Source organism: Spirillospora sp. NPDC048911, from assembly GCF_043198015.1.
Taxonomy (GTDB): Bacteria; Actinomycetota; Actinomycetes; order Streptosporangiales; family Streptosporangiaceae; genus Spirillospora.
The window spans coordinates 24020-41586 of the sequence record NZ_JBICUD010000003.1 but is presented as its reverse complement, the minus strand read 5'-3'; the positions used below and the strand labels follow the sequence as shown (position 1 = coordinate 41586).

The 17567-nt window shown below is 72.2% G+C and carries 16 protein-coding genes; 6 read left to right on the top strand and 10 right to left on the bottom strand.

Annotated elements, in window-relative coordinates:
• Positions 1-32: 32 nt before the first annotated feature.
• From ACGFNU_RS14385 to ACGFNU_RS14365, 5 genes are all read right to left on the bottom strand, one after another.
• Positions 33-1160, bottom strand: a complete 1128-nt coding sequence (locus ACGFNU_RS14385) for an NAD(P)/FAD-dependent oxidoreductase (RefSeq protein WP_392593605.1) — start codon at positions 1158-1160, stop codon at positions 33-35.
• Between the two features lie 107 nt (positions 1161-1267).
• The gene (locus tag ACGFNU_RS14380) at positions 1268-2359 is read right to left on the bottom strand and encodes a LacI family DNA-binding transcriptional regulator (RefSeq protein ID WP_392593604.1); all 1092 of its coding nucleotides are present in this window, start codon (positions 2357-2359) and stop codon (positions 1268-1270) included.
• The gene (locus ACGFNU_RS14375; protein ID WP_392593602.1) at positions 2359-3129 is read right to left on the bottom strand and encodes an amino acid ABC transporter ATP-binding protein; all 771 of its coding nucleotides are present in this window, start codon (positions 3127-3129) and stop codon (positions 2359-2361) included. The genes ACGFNU_RS14380 and ACGFNU_RS14375 overlap by 1 nt, the downstream gene beginning before the upstream one ends.
• The gene (locus ACGFNU_RS14370) at positions 3126-3875 is read right to left on the bottom strand and encodes an amino acid ABC transporter permease (protein ID WP_392593600.1); all 750 of its coding nucleotides are present in this window, start codon (positions 3873-3875) and stop codon (positions 3126-3128) included. Before ACGFNU_RS14370 ends, ACGFNU_RS14375 begins: the two co-directional genes overlap by 4 nt.
• Complete coding sequence (locus tag ACGFNU_RS14365) at positions 3868-4725, bottom strand: ABC transporter substrate-binding protein (RefSeq protein ID WP_392593598.1); 858 nt, start codon at positions 4723-4725, stop codon at positions 3868-3870. The genes ACGFNU_RS14370 and ACGFNU_RS14365 overlap by 8 nt, the downstream gene beginning before the upstream one ends.
• 549 nt (positions 4726-5274) lie before the next feature.
• Between ACGFNU_RS14365 and ACGFNU_RS14360 the strand changes: the two genes are divergently transcribed.
• The 4 genes from ACGFNU_RS14360 (at position 5275) to ACGFNU_RS14345 (ending at position 7477) form a co-directional block, all read left to right on the top strand.
• Positions 5275-5433: a hypothetical protein gene (locus ACGFNU_RS14360; protein ID WP_392593596.1), complete on the top strand. Its 159-nt coding sequence runs from the start codon at positions 5275-5277 to the stop codon at positions 5431-5433.
• A gap of 79 nt (positions 5434-5512) precedes the next feature.
• Entirely contained in the window at positions 5513-6025 is a 513-nt protein-coding gene (locus ACGFNU_RS14355; protein WP_392593595.1) for a TlpA family protein disulfide reductase, read from the top strand.
• A complete protein-coding gene (locus ACGFNU_RS14350; protein WP_392593594.1) occupies positions 6022-6525 on the top strand; it encodes a S26 family signal peptidase in 504 nt (167 codons plus the stop codon). Before ACGFNU_RS14355 ends, ACGFNU_RS14350 begins: the two co-directional genes overlap by 4 nt.
• A gap of 88 nt (positions 6526-6613) precedes the next feature.
• Positions 6614-7477, top strand: coding sequence for an aldolase (locus ACGFNU_RS14345; RefSeq protein ID WP_392594898.1), 864 nt, complete (start codon positions 6614-6616; stop codon positions 7475-7477).
• Between the two features lie 4 nt (positions 7478-7481).
• Here ACGFNU_RS14345 and ACGFNU_RS14340 read toward each other — a convergent pair whose 3' ends face one another.
• Both ACGFNU_RS14340 and ACGFNU_RS14335 read right to left on the bottom strand, forming a co-directional pair.
• Positions 7482-9683 (bottom strand): glycoside hydrolase family 15 protein, encoded by a 2202-nt coding sequence (locus ACGFNU_RS14340; protein ID WP_392593592.1) that lies wholly within the window; start codon positions 9681-9683, stop codon positions 7482-7484.
• 123 nt (positions 9684-9806) lie between these two features.
• Entirely contained in the window at positions 9807-10529 is a 723-nt protein-coding gene (locus tag ACGFNU_RS14335) for a FadR/GntR family transcriptional regulator (protein WP_392593591.1), read from the bottom strand.
• A gap of 136 nt (positions 10530-10665) precedes the next feature.
• Here ACGFNU_RS14335 and ACGFNU_RS14330 point away from each other — a divergent pair, with 136 nt between their 5' ends.
• Together ACGFNU_RS14330 and ACGFNU_RS14325 are read left to right on the top strand one after the other, a co-directional pair.
• Entirely contained in the window at positions 10666-11208 is a 543-nt protein-coding gene (locus tag ACGFNU_RS14330) for a gluconokinase (protein WP_392593589.1), read from the top strand.
• Positions 11205-12629, top strand: a complete 1425-nt coding sequence (locus ACGFNU_RS14325) for a GntP family permease (RefSeq protein ID WP_392593587.1) — start codon at positions 11205-11207, stop codon at positions 12627-12629. Before ACGFNU_RS14330 ends, ACGFNU_RS14325 begins: the two co-directional genes overlap by 4 nt.
• Before the next feature lie 60 nt (positions 12630-12689).
• Here the strand turns inward: ACGFNU_RS14325 and ACGFNU_RS14320 are convergent, their stop codons facing one another.
• The 3 genes from ACGFNU_RS14320 to ACGFNU_RS14310 form a co-directional block, all read right to left on the bottom strand.
• Positions 12690-13250, bottom strand: a complete 561-nt coding sequence (locus ACGFNU_RS14320) for a LuxR C-terminal-related transcriptional regulator (protein WP_392593585.1) — start codon at positions 13248-13250, stop codon at positions 12690-12692.
• 134 nt (positions 13251-13384) lie between these two features.
• Positions 13385-16378: a BTAD domain-containing putative transcriptional regulator gene (locus tag ACGFNU_RS14315; RefSeq protein ID WP_392593583.1), complete on the bottom strand. Its 2994-nt coding sequence runs from the start codon at positions 16376-16378 to the stop codon at positions 13385-13387.
• A gap of 98 nt (positions 16379-16476) precedes the next feature.
• A partial coding sequence (locus tag ACGFNU_RS14310; RefSeq protein ID WP_392593581.1) for an MFS transporter occupies positions 16477-17567 on the bottom strand: 1091 nt, incomplete at its 5' end.

Here is a 17567-nt window from a genome sequence, read left to right as displayed (position 1 = left end):
GGAGACTCCTCGTGCCTGTCGTGGACCGGATGTCAGCCGAAACGGCCGGGACGGAAGGCCGCCAGCAGCGGGCTGCGGTCGCCCGTGACGATCTCGCCGGCGAGGAGCTCGCCGGCGATCAGGGCGAGCGTGGCGCCGCTGTGGGTGAACGCCACGTGCAGGCCGGACACCTGGTCGAGCTCACCGAACACCGGCTCGCCGTCCCCGGGGATCGGCTTGGGGCCCACCCCGTAGGAGTCGAGGACGAGCTCGGGGTTGCCGGCGAGCACGGCCGACGCCTCGCGCAGCAGCCCGTCGACGGTGGCGTCCTTGACCTCGTAGGTGCCGTCCGGGTGCGCGACGACCTCGGCCGCCGCGGCGTCGGAGTCCATGACCAGCCCGCCGCCCGGCGCCGGGCGGACGGCGACGCGCGGGGTGTTCAGCGTGGCCCGCAGGGCGGTGCCGGCCGGCTTGGCGCGCACGAGCAGCGCCAGGGGCGTCGCGTCCGCGATCCGCGCGCCGAACTCCCGTGCCATCCGGGGGACGTCCGAACCGGTCGCCATCAGCACCGCGTCGGCGTCGATCCGTTCGCCCGCGGCGGTCCTCACCGCGGTCGCCCGGCCGTTCCCGACGACGACGGAGGCGGCTCCCGCGCCGGTCACGACGCGTCCGCCGGCCGCGGTGAGCTCGCCCGCGAGGTGGCGGACGAGGGCGGCGAGGTCGACCCAGCCCTCCCCGGGGTTGAAGATCGCGCCCTCGTCGGGGATCGCGGCGGGGTCGACGCCGGGCGTCCAGCCCGCCACCTCGTCGCGGCTCAGCCAGTGCGCCTCGTACCCGTTGCGGCGCATGTGCTCGAAGTCCGCGCGGTGGGACCCGGCCTCGCCCGGCGCGGCCCAGGTCAGCCCGCCGTCGAACGTCAGGTAGTCCGACGACGGCACGCGCGTGGCGAAGGTGCGGTACCGCTCGACGCCGAGCAGCCGCAGCCGGTGGTAGGCCTCCGAGCGCCGGCCGCCGAAGGAGTTCAGCCAGGACAGCGAGCGGCCCGTCGCCCCGTCGGCCAGCCGGCCGGCGGTGACCAGGACGACGTCGGCGCCGCGGCGGGCCAGCTGGACCGCGGCCGACACCCCGATCACACCGCCGCCCAGGACGGCGACGCGGGGACGGGAACTGGAGGTGGACATGCGAGTGACCTTTCGATGATCGGGTGAGTCTGGGCATGCCGGGCGTGCGGCTCGCCTCAGGGCGAGCCGGATGTGTGGAAGGCGGGAGGCGGAAGGGGAGCGGGGTGTCAGTGCCGGGCGGCGCTCGATCGGACGACGAGCTTCGCCGGCATGACGATCCGCTCGGCGGGCCGATCGTCCCCTCTGATCCGCTGGAACAGCCGCTGCGCCGCCGTTCGGCCCATGTCGAGCGGCGACTGGGCGACCACGGTCAGGGGCGGCTCGACCAGGGCGGTCCAGTCGAGGTCGTCGAAGCCGACCAGCGACAGCTCGCCCGGAATCGCCCTGCGATGGTGGCGCGCCGCCATGAACGCGCCCTGCGTGCTGACGTTGTCGGCGGCGAACACGGCGGTGGGCGGCTCCGGCAGAGACAGCAGCTCGCGGGCCTCCGCCTCGGCGTGCGGGACGGCGTCGAGCGGGCAGAAACGGATCAGCTCGGGAGAGGACTCGGCCTGGTGAGCGTCCAGTGCGGCCAGGTATCCGCGGACGCGGTCGACGGAGGGACGCGGCGCGCCCCTTACTCCCACCCGGCCATCGTCCTCGGTCACCAGCTGCGGCCCCTCCGCCGGGTCGATGGCCGCGAGCAGGCCGATCCGGCGATGCCCCAGGCCGAGCAGGTACGTCACGGCGTCGCGGGCGGCCGCCTCGTTGTCGATCACGACGCTGTCGACGTCCATCATGGGGCTGCCGCGGTCGAGCAGGACGATCGGCACCCCCCGCTCCCGGGCCTGCCGGAGGTGGCCGATGTCCGTCACCGACGTCGGCGACACCACGATGCCGTCGATCTGCTTCTCCAGCAGCACCTTGATCGCGTTGCGCTCGGCGTCGAGCCGGTCGTCGACGTTGAACAGCAGCGGCTCGTACCCCTCCTCCCGGGCGACGTCGCACACGCCCCGCATCGCGGTCGCGAAGTAGGGGTTGGAGATGTCGGCCCCGACGAAGCCGATGCTCCGCGTGCCGCCCGACCGCATGCTGCGGGCCACCACGTTGGGCGAGTAGCCCAGCCGCGCGGCGGCCTCCTGCACGCGCTCGCGCAGATCGTCCCGGACGCGGCCGTAGTTGCCGAGCGCCCGTCCGGCGGTGGCGACCGAGACGTCGGCCTCGCGGGCCACGTCGGCCACGGTCGGGCTCCGCCGCCCGGACTTCGGATGCTCGGCCATCACAGGACCTGGGAGAGGAACTTCTTGAGCCGGGGCGACTCGGGGGCCTCGAAGAGCCGCTCGGGCGGGCCGGCCTCGACGACCACCCCGGCGTCCATGAACACCACCTGGTCGGCGACCTGCCGGGCGAAACCCATCTCGTGCGTCACGACGACCATGGTCATGCCGCCGCCGGCGAGTTCGGCCATGAGCTGCAGCACGCCCTTGACCAGCTCCGGGTCGAGCGCGCTGGTGACCTCGTCGAACAGCATGACCTCCGGCGCCATCGCGAGGGCCCGCGCGATGGCGACACGCTGCTGCTGACCACCGGACAGCTGGGCGGGCCGGTGCCCGCCACGGTCGGCGAGCCCGACGTCGGCGAGGCGCTGCTTGGCGATCGTCGTGGCCTCGTCCCTGGACATCTTCTTCACGTTCGTCAGGGCGAGCGTAACGTTCTGCAGAGCGGTTTTGTGGGGGAAAAGGTTGAAGTGCTGGAACACCATTCCGATCCGCTGCCGCAGCACGTTGATGTCCAGCGTGGCGGTGTCCTCGCCGCCGAGAAGGACCTGGCCGGACGTCCGCGTCTCCAGCCCGTTCAGGCAGCGCAGCAGCGTCGACTTCCCCGAGCCGGATGGACCGACGACGCACACGACGTTGCCCGCCGGCGCCAGGAGATCGGCGCCGCGCAGCACTTCGAGCGAGCCGAACGACATCCGGATGTCGCGGGCCTCCAGCGACGACCCCTGGTAGCGGGGTTCGCCCGTGGCGAGTGGAAGATCCGAGGTGGTCATGCGAGCGCCCCCTCCGCGTTGACGGCCGGCGTCCCGTCGGCCGTCGGCGCCCGCCGCGCGCCTTCGCGCAGCCGGCGGTCGATGAAGTTGACGAGATGGGTGAGCGGGACGGTGAGCAGCAGGTAGCACAGCCCCGTGGCCACCAGCGGGGACAGGTTGCCGGTGGTCACCGAGTCGTCCTGGCCGATGCGGAACAGCTCGCGCTGGTTCATGACCAGGCCCAGGAAGAACACCAGGCTGGAGTCCTTGATGATGGCGATGAACTGGTTGACCATCGCCGGCAGGACCCGCCGCACACCCTGGGGCACCACGACCAGCCGGAGCGACTGGACGTGGGTCATGCCGAGGGCGCGGCACGCCTCGCCCTGGCCCTTCTCCACGCTCTGGATGCCCGAGCGGAAGATCTCGCCGATGTAGGCGCCCGACATCAGGCTCAGCGCCACGATGGCCACCGGGTACGGGGACGCCAGCCAGCTGATCTGCGCGGAGAAGACGCCCTCGCCGACCATCAGGATGGTCAGCGCCGCGGGCAGGCCGCGGAACAGGTCGGTGTAGATCCGGGCCGGGAACCGCAGCCACCAGCGCTGCGACAGGCCCATGATCGCCAGCACCATCCCGATGACGCTGCCGAGCGCCGCGGACGCCACCGAGAGCACGAGGGTGTTGCGGAGCCCGTAGGTGAGCAGGTCCGGCAGCACGTCACGGATCAGCTGCCAGTCGAAGAAGGTGTCGAGGAGGTTACTCATGGCCGGCCTTCGGCTTGTACGGCGGCAGCTGGCTACCGGTGGGCACCGGGTTCTGGGGGAAGTACTTCTTGTAGAGCTTCAGCCAGGTGCCGTCGGTGACGACCTGCTTGAGCGCGCCGTTGAGCTTGGTGATGAGCGTGGTGTTGCCCTTGCGGACCGCCCACCCCGCGGGGAAGTCGGTGGCGGGGATGAGGATCGGCTGGACCAGGTGCAGGTCGGGGTACTTCTTGACGATGCTGAGGTTGGGCTCGAAATCGTTGAAGAACCCGTCGACCCGCTTGTTCTTGAGAGCCAGGTCCGCGGTGTTGTTGTCGGGAAAGCGGACGATCTGCGCCCCGGGAACGAACGTCGCCGTGTTGGTGTCCTGGATGGAGCCCTGCAGCACCGCGAGCCGCTTGCCCTTGACCGAGCCGACGTCGGAGGTGATGCCGCTGTCCGGGCGGGTCAGCACGCCGAAGTAGCCGGCGAGGTAGCCCTCGGAGAAGTCGACCATCTTCTTGCGCGGGGCGGTGATGCCGACGGCCGCGGCGGTCACGTCGAACTGGCGGTTGTTCACGGCCGGCAGCAGCGCCGAGAACTCCAGGGACACGAAGCTCGTCTTGAGCCCGAGCTTCTGGGCGGCGGCCTCGATGAGGTCGACCTCGAAACCGGTGAGCTTGCCGCCCTCCTCGTAGGAGTAGGGCTTGGTGTTGTTGGTGGTGCCGACCTTCAGGACGCCGGCCTTGGCGACCCCGTCGGCGTTCCCCGAACCACCGGAACCGCCGTCCGAGCCGGAGCCGCACCCGGTCGCCGCGAAGAGCGACACCGCCGCCGCGACGATCGCCGTCCGGGCCATAGCGAGCTTTCTCATCTTTCTCCAATGCATTCCAGGGGGGCCGCGCGAAGGCGGACGGGATGGATGAAGGTTCGATTCGAAGAGAGGTCGTGACGTGCCGCCAACGGCCGCGTTACGCTGGACGAACATCTGAGAGAACGTTCTCTCGGCCAACTGGAGAGAACGTTCTCACGGCGATGTTCGACGGGTCAAGACCCAAGTTCCGACTTCGTCGCCGAACGCACCCGATACTCGCGCTTTCAGCTCGCCTCCGACCATTCCGAGCCCGAATAGCGTGTCGCCGACCGCGATCTGCGGTGGTCCATACAGCGACAGTCGAGGGTCTCCGCCGGGATGTGGGGCGGTGCGGCTGACAAGATCGTCCAACCCACCGGTTGTGGGGAATGTCAAGATCGTTTCGGTCGCCCGGGTGGCCGCCCGGGGGTCGGCCGAGAATCGCCGACCTGGGCTTCTTGATCGTTTTCCAAGAAGTCGATCTAGGGGCCTTGTGCCGAAACCCGCCCGTTCCCATGATCGTTTTCGACACGCCACATCGGCCGTAACCCGGCCGGAGAGGAGACGACCATGTCCCGTCTCGCCGACCGCCTGATCTCGCGCCTTGCACCCAAGGCCAGCGCCCAGGCGGGCTGCAGCTACTACCACTACTGCAGTGGGGGTAACAAGTACGTGCGGGTCTGCTGCCTGGACCAGGGCTGCCAGACCGTCAAAGAAGGCAAGTGCTGACCCGGTCTGAGTGACCCTTCGACGGGCGGCGGCGCTCCGGCCGCCGTCCGTCTCCTCACCCGCCCGCAGGGAGTTGCTGATGGCCTACCTGACCGCCGCCGTCGTCCTCGTCGGCGTCCTCTGCGTCCTCAACCTGACGCTCACCCTCGCCGTCATCCGGCGCCTGCGTGAACAGGGACACGGGCACGCCGTCAGCGCGACCCCGCCGGTCGCGCTCAAGCCGGGATCGCGCCCGGCCGCGTTCACCGCCACGACCACCGCGGGCGAGCAGGTCTCGGCCGCGGACCTCACCGGGCTGGTCGGCTTCTTCTCCGCGGGGTGCGAGCCCTGCCACGCGATGCTGCCGCACTTCGCCGAACGCGCCGGCGCGATGGGCCGCGCCGACGTCCTCGCGGTCATCGGCGGAAACGACGAGGAACTGGCCGCCGCGCTGGCACCGGTCGCCCGGGTGGTCGTCGAGGACCACGACGGGCCGGTGGCCGGGGCGTTCCAGAACTCCTGGACTCCCGCCGTCTACCTGCTCGGCCCCGACCACGCGGTCGTCGCGACCGGCGGCCGCCTGGAGGACCTGCCCCTCGGCTCGGCGGTATGAAGCGGAGGCGGGCGCGCACCGCGGTGGGCGCCGGCCTCGCGGTGGCGGGCGGCCTCGCGACGCTCTGGATCCGGCGGCGCTACCTGCTGACGACCGTCTCGGGCCGCAGCATGGAACCCGCCCTCTGCGACGCGGACCGCGTCCTGGTGCGGCGGACCCAGCGAATCCGCACCGGCCAGATCGTCGTCGTGATCGCGCCCGACCCGCCCCTCGTGCACCTGCCACCCGGAACCTTCCCGGCCGAGGACGAGCTCGCGACGACCACCGTGGAAACCCTGCCGCAGCCAGGCGAACGACTGCTCATCAAGCGAGCGATCGCCGTCCCAGGCGACCGTGTGCCTCGGGAACGGATCCCCGCGCTGCGCGAAGCACCCGAGACGGTCGTACCACCTGCCTCCCTCGTCGTCCTAGGCGACAATCCGGGCGCCAGCTGGGACTCGCGCGACTTCGGCTTCATTCGCCCGGGCGAATGCGTCGGAGTGGTCGTCCGCAAACTCTGAGCGCGCCGGTGCTTGAGGTCCGCGAAGTACCGTGGGCAGCCGGACTCGCTGGGGAGGACGTGTGGGTGAGGGCACCTTCGCCGATCGGATGGCGGCACTGATCGAGACGCGGGCCGTGCGGCCCGGGGCGATCGGCGAGGCGGCGCAGCGGAGGGTGCGGCGCGGGAACCTGCTCGGGCCGGGCGGGCGCCTCATGATCGTCGCCGCCGACCATCCGGCCCGGGGGTCGCTCGGCGCGGGCACGCGGTCACTGGCGATGGCCGACCGGCGCGACCTGCTCGAACGGCTGTGCACGGTGCTGGAACGACCCGGCGTGGACGGAGTCCTCGGCACCCCGGACATCATCGAGGACCTCCTGCTGCTCGGCGCGCTGGACGGGAAGGTCGTCATCGGGAGCATGAACCGCGGCGGGCTGGCCGGGGCCGTCTTCGAGATCGACGATCGTTTCACCGCCTACAGCGCGGCGGCGATCGGCGCCGCCGGGCTCGACGGCGGGAAGATGCTGCTGCGGATCGACGAACGTGACCCTGCGACGGTGGCCACCATCGAGTCCTGTGCCGGGGCGGTCTCCGGGCTGGCCGAGCGCGGGCTGATGGCGATGGTGGAGCCGTTCCTGTCGCATCGGGTCGACGGGCGCGTCCGCAACCTGCTCACCCCCGAGGCGATGATCCGTGCGATCGCCATCGCGTCCGGGCTCGGGACGACGTCCGCGTACACCTGGCTCAAGGTGCCGGTGGTCGACGACATGGAACGGGTGATGGCCGCCACCACGATGCCCGCCCTTCTGCTCGGCGGCGAGGTGCCCGCCGACCCGGACGCGGCGCTCGCGGGATGGCAGAAGGCCATGCGGCTGCCGAACGTCCGGGGTCTCGTCGTCGGGCGCAGTCTGCTCTATCCGCCCGACGACGACGTGATCGGCGCAGCCGACGCCGCGGTGGAGGCGCTGTGGTGAAACATCAGCAGAGCGTCGTCTTGTAGCGGCAGGCGACGATCCGTGGGGTCTCCACCGGGCGTCCGGCGTCGATCGAGCGTGCGAGCCGGATGAACTGGGCGTGCGACCAGGCCAGCGGGGTGGCGGAGAAGGTGTTCTCGCCCGGGGTGAAGCGCCCCGCGCCCGCCGGAGGATTGTGGTCCCAGACCTGCTCGGCGATGACCTGGCCACCGGAATCCTGGGCCACCCGGCCCATGGCGTCCAGGTAGCGCCGGGCTGACAGCCGGGCGGCCAGGGCGTACTCGCCGCGCTCGCCGGTCAGCAGCGGCCAGCCCCGGCCGACCGTCTCGCCGGACCCCGCCGGTACCGGCTCCCACTGGGTGCCGTCCCGCCGTTCGCCGTAGCCGTCGAAGCTCGACCGGTGCCAGAACGGGCCGTTCGGCGTCCGGTACATGAGCTTGGCGTCGATCAGCCGCAGGGTCGACAGGATGTCGGGGTCCTTGGCGGACTTGACGCCCAGGCGGACCATCTCCAGGAAGCTCGGGTCGATGACCTGGCGCTGGTCGACCAGCGGGCCGCCGTCGGCGATCTGGATCGGCGCGCCCGAGTTCGCGTCGCCGTTGTCGGTGATGCGCAGGTAGTAGGGCTCGCTGGACAGCGGCCCGTTGGTCGTCAGCGTCCACCGGTCGAGGTCGCGCTGCCACTGGTCCGCTGTGCGCAGATAGCCGGCGGCGAGGCCGGCGGCGTTGTTCCGGCGAGCGATGTCGGCCGCGCCGACCAGGCCGGCGATCTCCGCGGCGATGGTGGCGGGGGAGTAGCCGCCGATGTTCTCCCACCGCTCCTGGTCGGTGCGGGGTCCGCGGGCGACGAGGAAGTCCGCCGACCGGCGCACCCGTGCCCATTCGGCGGATCCGGTCCGGCCGAGCTGGTGGGACAGGACGATCGGGAAGGCCACCTCGTCCATCTGCAGCCCGCCGAAGACCGGCTCGCCGTCGAGCCGCGAGTTCTGCGGGAACGACCCGTCCGGACGCTGCTGCACGGTCCACAGGTAGTCGAGGGCCCGGCCGGCGGCGGCCCTGTCGCCGGCCGCGAGCAGCGCCGTCGCCATCTGGTACTGGTCGCGGGACCACACCGCGATGTAGACCGGCAGGTGTTGCAGCTCGTTCGCCCAGGCCCAGGGCCGGGACGCGGCGGCGACGAAGCCGCCGCGGAACGTCTTGTCCTCGTGCGCGGCCAGGAGCATCACCGAGGCGAGGTAGGCCGGACGCCACGCCTTCGCCGCCTTGGGGACGGGGCTGAGCGAGGAGACGTAGCGGTGCCATTCAGAGGAGTAGGCCGACCGCGCCGAAGAGAAGCCACGGCCCAGTGAGGCGCGGGCTGTCGTGAGCGCCGCGTCGAGCCCGGCGTCAAAGCCCAAGGACAGGGTCAGACGCTGGCTCCCCGGCAGGCCGGTGAGCCGGGTCTGGCCCATCTGCACCACGTTCCCCCGCTGGGGCGCGCTGTAGGACCAGTCCATGCGGCGGTTGTCCTGCAGATCCGTCCAGCCGTCGCTGCGATCGGCATAGCCACTGGAGGTCTTGGTGAAGCCAGGGGACGCCAGCACGGCGCTGCTGATCACGCCGTCGGTGGCCACCAGCCCGCCGCCCTCGGTACGGCCGGTGTCGTCGTTGGCGTTGAGCCCCAGCCCCGCGTCGTGCAGGACGTACACCGCGTACGGCCGGCCGGTGAGCGACTCGAACCGGACGTCCGCCAGCACCGCGGACCGCGCCGGGTCGGTCACGTAGGTCTTGGTGATCCGGTATTTGCCGGACTTGGCCGTGTTGACCTGCTGGTAGATCAGGCTGCGCGAGTCGGTGAGCCGGACGCGGGACACCGTGTCACGGTCCTCCCGGTCGGTGAACGTGGTGCCGTCCGACACCACCAGCTGGGTGTCGCGCGTCGCGGGCGTGTCGACACGCGGAAAGAACACTTCGGTGAGGGCGCCGTCGTTGAGCGTGTACCAGACCTTGCTCTTGGTGTTCTTGGCCGTGCCGAGACCGTCCTTGTCGCCCGCCGCCCAGGTCGCGGCCTTGCCCGGGGCACCGGGCGCAGCGCCGGAGGCAGGGGCCGCCTGCGCGGCACCCGGCAGCGCGACCCCGGCGGACGCCACCCCTGCGGCCGCCAGTGCCAGGATCACCGCCATCACGCTCGGACGGCTGCGGGTGCGGGCGGCAGAGCGACGGCGCATGGCAATTCCCTCTCCTTGAACGGGAATCCGGGAGCACCCACCATCCTCTGCCGCATCACGGGTGACTCAAGACCATGTCCGCTTCCGGCCGTATCGCACCCTTAGTGGTGGAAGGGGTGTTCGTCAGGGCGCGTCGGGCGCCGGAGAGCCGTTGTTCAGCATCGCCTGGGTCGCCTCCTCGACGATGTCGCGCATCGCGCGTTCGGCGGCGGCCGCGTCTCCGGCCTGCACGGCCTGCGCGACCTCGGCGTGCCAGCTGATCGCCTGCGGCTCGGGACGCGTGGGCATCAGGTGGTGATGGGTGCGGCCGGTCAGCACGGCGGCCACCACGTCGCCGAGGGCGCCCAGCATCTCGTTGCCGGAGGCCTCCAGGAGCGTGCGGTGGAAGACGATGTCGGCGTCGAGGTAGGCCTCCAGGTCTCCCGACCTGCCGTGCACCGCCATCCGCATGACCGCGCCGGTGAGGGTGCCGCACTGCTCGGGGGTGGCGCAGCGGGCGGCGAGGGACGCGGCCACCGGCTCGATGCCGCGGCGCAGCTCGCTCAGCGAGCGCAGCTGCTCGTCCCGGCCCTCGCCCTCCAGGCGCCAGCCGATGATCCGGGGATCGAACAGGTTCCACCGCGCGCGGGGGGCGACGGTGATCCCGACCCGGCGGCGGCTGCTGACCATGCCCATGGCCTCCAGGACCCGGATGGCCTCGCGGATCACCGACCGGGACACCCCGAAGCGGGACTCCAGCTGCTCGATCCGCAGCACCCGGCCCGGCAGGAGCTCCCCCGAGGTGATCAGCACGCCGAGCTGGTCCAGGACGCTGCCGTGCAGCCCGGCCTGGTCATTGTCCGTCACAGTCCTCAATCATCACACATTTGAGCAGCAGGAAGGCCATTCGGGACAAAAGATCTGATTAATGAACCACTGTTCTTGATGAGAGCAGATGATTCATGTCACACTCGGCCAAACGTCATCCGAAGGGAGCACACTGATGCCTGCCGCCGCCGATCCCGCGCCGGCCGTTCCCCTGCTCGTCGTCATGGGCGTCTCGGGCTCGGGCAAGACGACCTTCGGAGCCGCGCTCGGCGAGCGGCTGGGGGTGCCGTTCGCCGACGCCGACGACTTCCACGGCCCGGCCAACATCGCCAAGATGTCGGCCGGTGTCCCGCTCGACGACACCGACCGGCTGCCGTGGCTGCGCGCCATCGGCGCCTGGCTCGCCGGCCACGCGCACCGCGGCGGCGTGGTCGGCTGCTCGGCGCTCAAGCGCGCCTACCGCGACCTGCTGCGGGACTGCGCGCCCGGCGTCGGCTTCGTCCACCTGCACGGTGAGCGGGAGGTCGTCCGGCGGCGCGTGGCGGGCCGCCCGGGGCACTTCATGCCCGCCTCGCTGGTGGACTCCCAGTTCCGGGCCCTGGAGCCCCTCGAACCCGACGAGCGCGGGGTCGTCCTCGACCTCGACGCCTCCGTCGGCGACCTCACCGACGCCTACCTCGCCACGACAACCCACGGGACCCCGGAGGCCACCCGATGAACCCCCTGGCCCTAGCGCCACCCCAGCAGCCCGTCGCGGGCGGCGGCCAGCTCGTACTGGCCGCGCTCCTCGGCATCGGCCTGATCGTCGTGCTGATCACCTGGCTCAAGGTGCACCCGTTCCTGAGCCTGACCCTCGGCTCGCTGACCGTCGGCCTCGTCGCGGGGCTGCCCATGGCCGACACCGTCAAGGGGTTCGGCGAGGGGTTCGGCAGTACCGCGGCCAGCGTCGGCGCGCTGATCGCGCTCGGCGCGATGTTCGGCAAGCTGCTGGCCGACAGCGGCGGCGCCGACCAGATCGTCGACACCATCGTGGGCCGCGCCGGCCCGCGCGCGCTCCCCTGGGCGATGGCCCTGGTCGGCGCGCTGATCGGGCTGCCGATGTTCTTCGAGATCGGCCTGGTCCTGCTGATGCCGGTGATCTTCCTGGTCGCCCGGCGCTCGGGGCTGTCGCTGATCCAGGTCGGCATCCCCGCGCTGGCCGGGCTGTCGGCCATGCACGGCCTGGTGCCCCCGCACCCCGGCCCGCTGGTCGCCATCGACGCGCTCAAGGCCGACCTCGGCGTCACGCTGGGGCTGGGCGTGCTCGTCGCGCTGCCCACGATCGCGGTGTCCGGCCCGCTGTTCGCCCGCTACGCCGCCCGCTGGGTGAACGTGCCCGCGCCGGAGCTCTACCGGACCGCGGAGAACGGCTCGGAGAACGGCGCGGAGGCCGACCCGGAGGCCGACCCGGGCAAGGACGAGCCGGAGCGCTCCCGGCCCTCGTTCGGCCTCACGCTCGGCACGGTGCTGCTGCCGGTCGTCCTCATGATGGGCAAGGCGCTGGCCGACATCCTCGCCGACGAGGGCACCAGGGTCCGCACCGTGCTCGACAACCTGGGCACCCCGCTGGTGGCGCTGCTCATCGCCGTCGTCGTCGCGATGTTCACCCTCGGCCTCGGCTCCGGCATGGACCGCGGGCGGATCGCGACGTCGCTGGAACGGTCGCTGCCGCCCATCGCGGGCATCCTGCTCATCGTGGCCGCGGGCGGCGGCTTCAAGCAGACCCTGATCGACACCGGCATCGGCAAGCTCGTCGCCGACTGGGTGGACGGCAGCGGCATGTCGGTGCTGCTGCTGGCCTGGGTCGTCGCCGTCCTGATCCGGCTCGCCACCGGCTCGGCGACGGTCGCCACCGTCACCGCGTCGGGGATCATGGCGCCGCTGGTCACCACCCTGAGCACCGGCGAGACCTCGCTGCTGGTGCTGGCCATCGGCGCCGGCTCGCTGTTCTTCTCCCACGTCAACGACGCCGGCTTCTGGCTGGTCAAGGAGTACTTCGGGCTGAGCGTGGGCCAGAACATCAAGACCTGGTCGCTGATGGAGACGATCATCTCCGTGAGCGGCCTGGTCTTCGTCCTCGCGCTGGGCCTGATCATCTAGCCGGACGGCGGACCGCCGGGCCGCTTCCTCGCGGCCCGGTCGTCCCGCGACCGGCCAGGGTCAGATCAGTTCGGTGGCGGCCAGGTAGACGCCCAGCTCCAGGCGGCTGCGCGCGCCCAGCTGATCCATGGCCTGGCTGACCTGGCGCTGGACGGTGCGCGATGAGATCTTGAGCGCGTTGGCGGTGGCCTGGTCGGTCAGGCCCGTCGCCAGCTGCCGCAGGATGTCCAGCTGGAGCTCGGTGAGCCGGGCGGGGCCCCGCGGGACGGGGAGCGACCGGTCCCAGTGGTCGTCGAAGAGGGCGATCAACCGGTCGAGTTCGGCGGGCTGGACGACCGAGCGGCCGAGGGGCACGTCGCCGTTCTTGGCCAGCGCCCTCTTGCGGTCGACGATCAGAAGGAAGGTCGAGAACCGCCGGCCGAGGCGGACCTCGGAGGCGCCGTCGCGGGAGGGGCACGGGGCGCGGCGGGAACGGGAGACGACGATCCGCGACCGTGTCGGGGTGCGGAAGTAGGCGTCGCACAAGGGCGCCTCGCAAGACGGAACGAGCGAGAGGATCTCGCTTCGCGCCGTGCCGAGAAGCGCGGTTATCTGCTGCTGGTCGTGTGCCGAGAGGTGCATGCATAACCTCGTCTTGGGAGCGTGGCAATCACCGATTCGGCATTGCAGCGGGGAAGTAATGCAATGCCCTTCGACGGTACCGGCACGCCCCTTACTGGGCCCTTACCGGACCTTTCGCGATTTGTCCAGATTACCTACTTTGATAGTAGGGAATCTGCCTCCGCGCGGGCCTCGCGCGCCGCCTCGTCGTTTCCGGCGGCATCGTGCGCATCGGCCAGCGTACGGAGGGTCGCGGCGAGGAACGAGAACCAGCCCCGGGTGCGCCACACCGTGACGGACTTCTCCAGGCAGGCGACGGCCGCCGGGGCGTCGCCCGCCGCCAGGTTCAGCGTGCCGAGGAGGGCGAGGGACTCGGCCAGATGGTGCCCGAAGTTGCCCGCGTGGCTGTAGGCGAGGGCGAGCTCCACGGTCGGCCGGGCCCGCTCGTCGCCCAGCGCGGCGAACAGCTTCCCGAGATAGATCAGCGAGAAGGTCTCCAGATAACGGTCGTCGAGCCGGCGGGCCATGGTGACCGACGTGTTGAGGAGTTCCTCTCCGGTGACGATGTCGCCCGTCAGCGCGTGGGCCGCGCCGAGGAACTGCACGATCGTGGCCTCCAGGCGGGGGTTGCCCAGCAGGTCGGCGAGCTTGTGGGCCTGTTCCAGGCAGGGGAGTGCCTGCTCGGCGTTGCTCTCGCCGTACGCCACGGCCTTCAGCTGCAGCGCCCGGGCCTGCCCGCCCAGGTAGTCGATGCTCTCGGCCAGCCGGACGGCCTCGTCCGCGGTGGCGAGGGCCTGTTCCTCGTCGCCCTGCGCCACCTGGCCCCAGCCGATGGCCGTCATCGCGTCGACCATTCCGCGCGGCTCGCCCAGCTCCTCGAACAGCCGCAGGACCCGTTCCGCCGTGTCGCGCATCGTGGCCATGGCGGGCCCCGACCGCTCCGCCGACGTCCAGGTGGTCACCTCCAGAAGCCCCCGGAGGAGCACGGCCTCGCCGCGCTTGTTCTTGGTCGCCCGGCAGAGCCGCAGCGCGCGCTCGTGCGTCTGCCGCCAGTCGTCGTAGACGCCCCTGACGTCGCAGTACTTCTCCATGCAGGCGGCCAGGTCCCAGGCCAGCTCGTCGAGCCGCAGGTCGCAGGCCTGCCGGGCGGCGGCGACCAGTGCGGGCAGCTCGGCGGTGAACCACCGCATCGGGTCGGCCAGCAACCGCGCGGCGGTCGCCGGCGGCAGCGGCCAGCGCGGCGCGGTGCCGTGCATGGCGGCGTAGGCGGGCCCGGGGACGCGGTCGGCGGCGCGCTCGGCCAGCCACAGCCAGGCGCCGAGGGCCCTGCCGAGGGCCGCGGTGCGCTGCCGCGGCGCGTCCTCGGTGGTCGCGCACATCCGGGCGTAGAGCCGGACCAGGTCGTGCATCCGGTACCGCAGCTCGCCGGCGTCGTCGGGGCCGGCGACGCCGACGAGCTGGGCGTCGATCAGCGTCTCCAGATGCGGGCGCGTCTCGTTCAGCGGGATGCCGAGCAGGGCCGCGACCGTCCAGGCGGCGAAGGACGGCGCGTCCAGCAGCCCGATGATCCGGAACGCCCGCTGGGTCGCGGGCGGCAGCGGCCGGTAGCTCAGCTCGAAACTGGCCCGGACGCCCAGGTCGCCGACGGCCAGCTCGTCCAGCCGCCCCCGCTCGTCGCGGAGCATCTCGGCCAGGTGCGCGAGCGTCCAGTCCGGGCGGCCGACCAGCCGGCCGGCGGCGATCCGCACCGCCAGCGGGACGTACCCGCACAGCCGGGTGAGCTCCACCGCGCTGCCGGGCTCGGCCGCGACGCGCCGCGAGCCGACGACCCGGGCCAGGAGGTCGACCGCCTGCGGCGGCGACAGGACCTCCAGGTCCAGCAGCGTCGCGCCCTCCAGCCCGGTCAGGCGGTTGCGGCCGGTGATGAGCACCGCCGCGTCCGGGGCCCCGGGCAGCAGCGGGCGCACCTGCTCCTCGCTCGCCGCGTCGTCGAGGACGATGAGGACCCTGCGCCCGGCGACGCGGCTGCGGAAGAGCGCGGTGCGCTCGGCGAGCGAGGCGGGAACGCCGGAGCCGCTCATCCCCAACGCGCGCAGGAACCGGTTGAGCACCTCGCCGGGCTCGGCCGGGTCGCCGTCCCCGCCGAGGTCGGCGTAGAGCTGCCCGCCGGGGAACGCGGCGGTCAGCATGTGGGCGACGTGCACGGCGAGCGTGGTCTTGCCGATGCCGCCCATGCCGGCGACCGTCGTGACCGCCACCGACCGCGCCCGCCATCCCCGCTTGTCCGCCGGGTCCACCAGGCTCTCGGCGATCCGCGCCACCTCGTCCGCGCGGCCCGTGAAGTCGGGGACGTCGGGCGGCAGCTGGGCGGGCACGGGCAGGGCCTCGCCGGCCTCCGCCGCGCTCGTGAACGGCCGGGTCCGGGCGAGGATCCGCAGATGCGCGTCCTGGACCTGCCGGTTCGGCTCGACGCCGAGCTCGGTGGTCAGCCGCTCGTTCAGCCGGCGGTAGGCGTCCAGGGCGTCGGCGGGCCGGCCGCCCGCCGCCAGCAGCTCGATGAGGGCGGCGTGCAGCGGCTCGTCGAACGGGAGCTCCCGCGCCAGCGCGCCGACGACGCGGATGACCGGCTCGATCCGTTCCAGGCGCGGCGCGAGGGCCGCCAGGTTCATCACCGCCTCGCGGACGTCCTGGTCGATCGAGCGCACCAGGATGTCGTCGCGGTCGAGGTACTCCATCCCGGCGAGCACGGGCCCGCGGCGCAGGTCGAGCGCGGAGAGCAGCAGCGAGCCGCGCAGGTCGGGATCCTCGGCCGATCGCGCCCGGCCGGCCAGCGCCCGGAACCGGTGCAGGTCGAGATCGGTCGCCGGGACCACGAGCCGGTAGCCGTCCTGGTGATCGATCGACAGCCGGCCGCCGCCGGCCTGCCGGAGCCACTTGCGGAGCCGCGACATCCCGACGTGCACGGACTCCCGGCTGGTCAGCTCGGCCCGGTCGGACCACACCAGCCGGGTGAGCCGCTCGGTGCGCAACGGCTCGCCCTGCGCGAGCAGCAGGACGCCGAGCAGGCCCTGGAGGACCTGGGAGCGCGGCAGCGCCACGGGCTGCCGCCCGGCGCTGATCGAGAGCCGCCCCAGCACCTCGAACGACACGGGCGACGCGGGCGACGCGGGTTGTGGTTCGGTTGAACGTCTTGCCAGCAAAAGCTGCGGCACCTCTCTCGACAGGTCGGCGGCTCCACCGGACCGGCTCAGCGGACCGAGCTGATCGGCTGGATGAGGAGCCCGCCGGCGAACGCCAGCCCGGCGGCGAGGACGAAGAGCAGCGAGTACCCGCCGAGGAGCACCGACTGGGCGGCGAGGAGCGGCGCGAGGGCGACGGCGCTGCTGCCGGCCATGTTGATCAGGCCGAGATCCTTGGCGCGGTCCCGCGCCCTGGGCAGGATCTGGGTGACCAGGGCCTGATCGATGGCGAGGTAGACGCCGTGGCCGGCGCCGAGCACGGCCGCCGACAGCAGGGCCGCAGGCCAGACCGGGAGCAGCGCCATGCAGATCAGCGCGCCGGCCATCAGGGCCGACGAGACGACGACGTACACCTTGCGCCGGCCGGTGCGGTCGGACATGCGTCCCGCCGCCACGCTCGCCGCGACCACGCCCACGGTGTAGAGCAGGCTGAGCACGACGACCCCGCCGTCGGGATCGGCCAGCCGCACCTCGTCGCGCAGGAAGTAGAGCAGGTAGAGCGTGGCGAGCGACGACGCCAGCTGCGAGAAGAACCGGCCGCCCCACGCCCACGCGAAGTCCGGGTTGTGCCGTGGACTGACGTACAGGTCTGTCAGGAGACCGCGGACCGAGCGCCGTCGTCCTTGCTCCCGGCCGCCCTTTTCCCGGCGCCGGTCGCGAGCCGGCGCTGGATCCTCTTTCTGCACGAGGTACGGGACGGCCAGCGTCGCCACGACACCGCCCACGATGACGTACCCGGCCCAGTTGGGCAGGCCCGACACGAGCAGCGTGCCCAGCACCAGCCCGAGCGGCATCGCGAGCGCGGCGACGGCCGAGACCATGCCGCGCTGGTTGACCGGAACGCGGTCGGGAACGGTGGCGCACAGCGCGGCGTGCATCGCGTTCACGCTGCCGTGCACCAGGATCCAGCACGCTCCGATGCCGGCGAGCGACGACTGCAGAGGCAGGGCGAGCAGCGCGCATGAGCAGACCAGGGCGGCGGCGGCCCCCCCGGGCCGCCGCCGCCCCCACCCCGAGGGCGTGCGCTCCGACACCGCCCCCGCGCCGGGGGCGGGGCCGCTCGCGGCGCTGGCGCCCAGGGCGACCCCCCCGCCCCGGT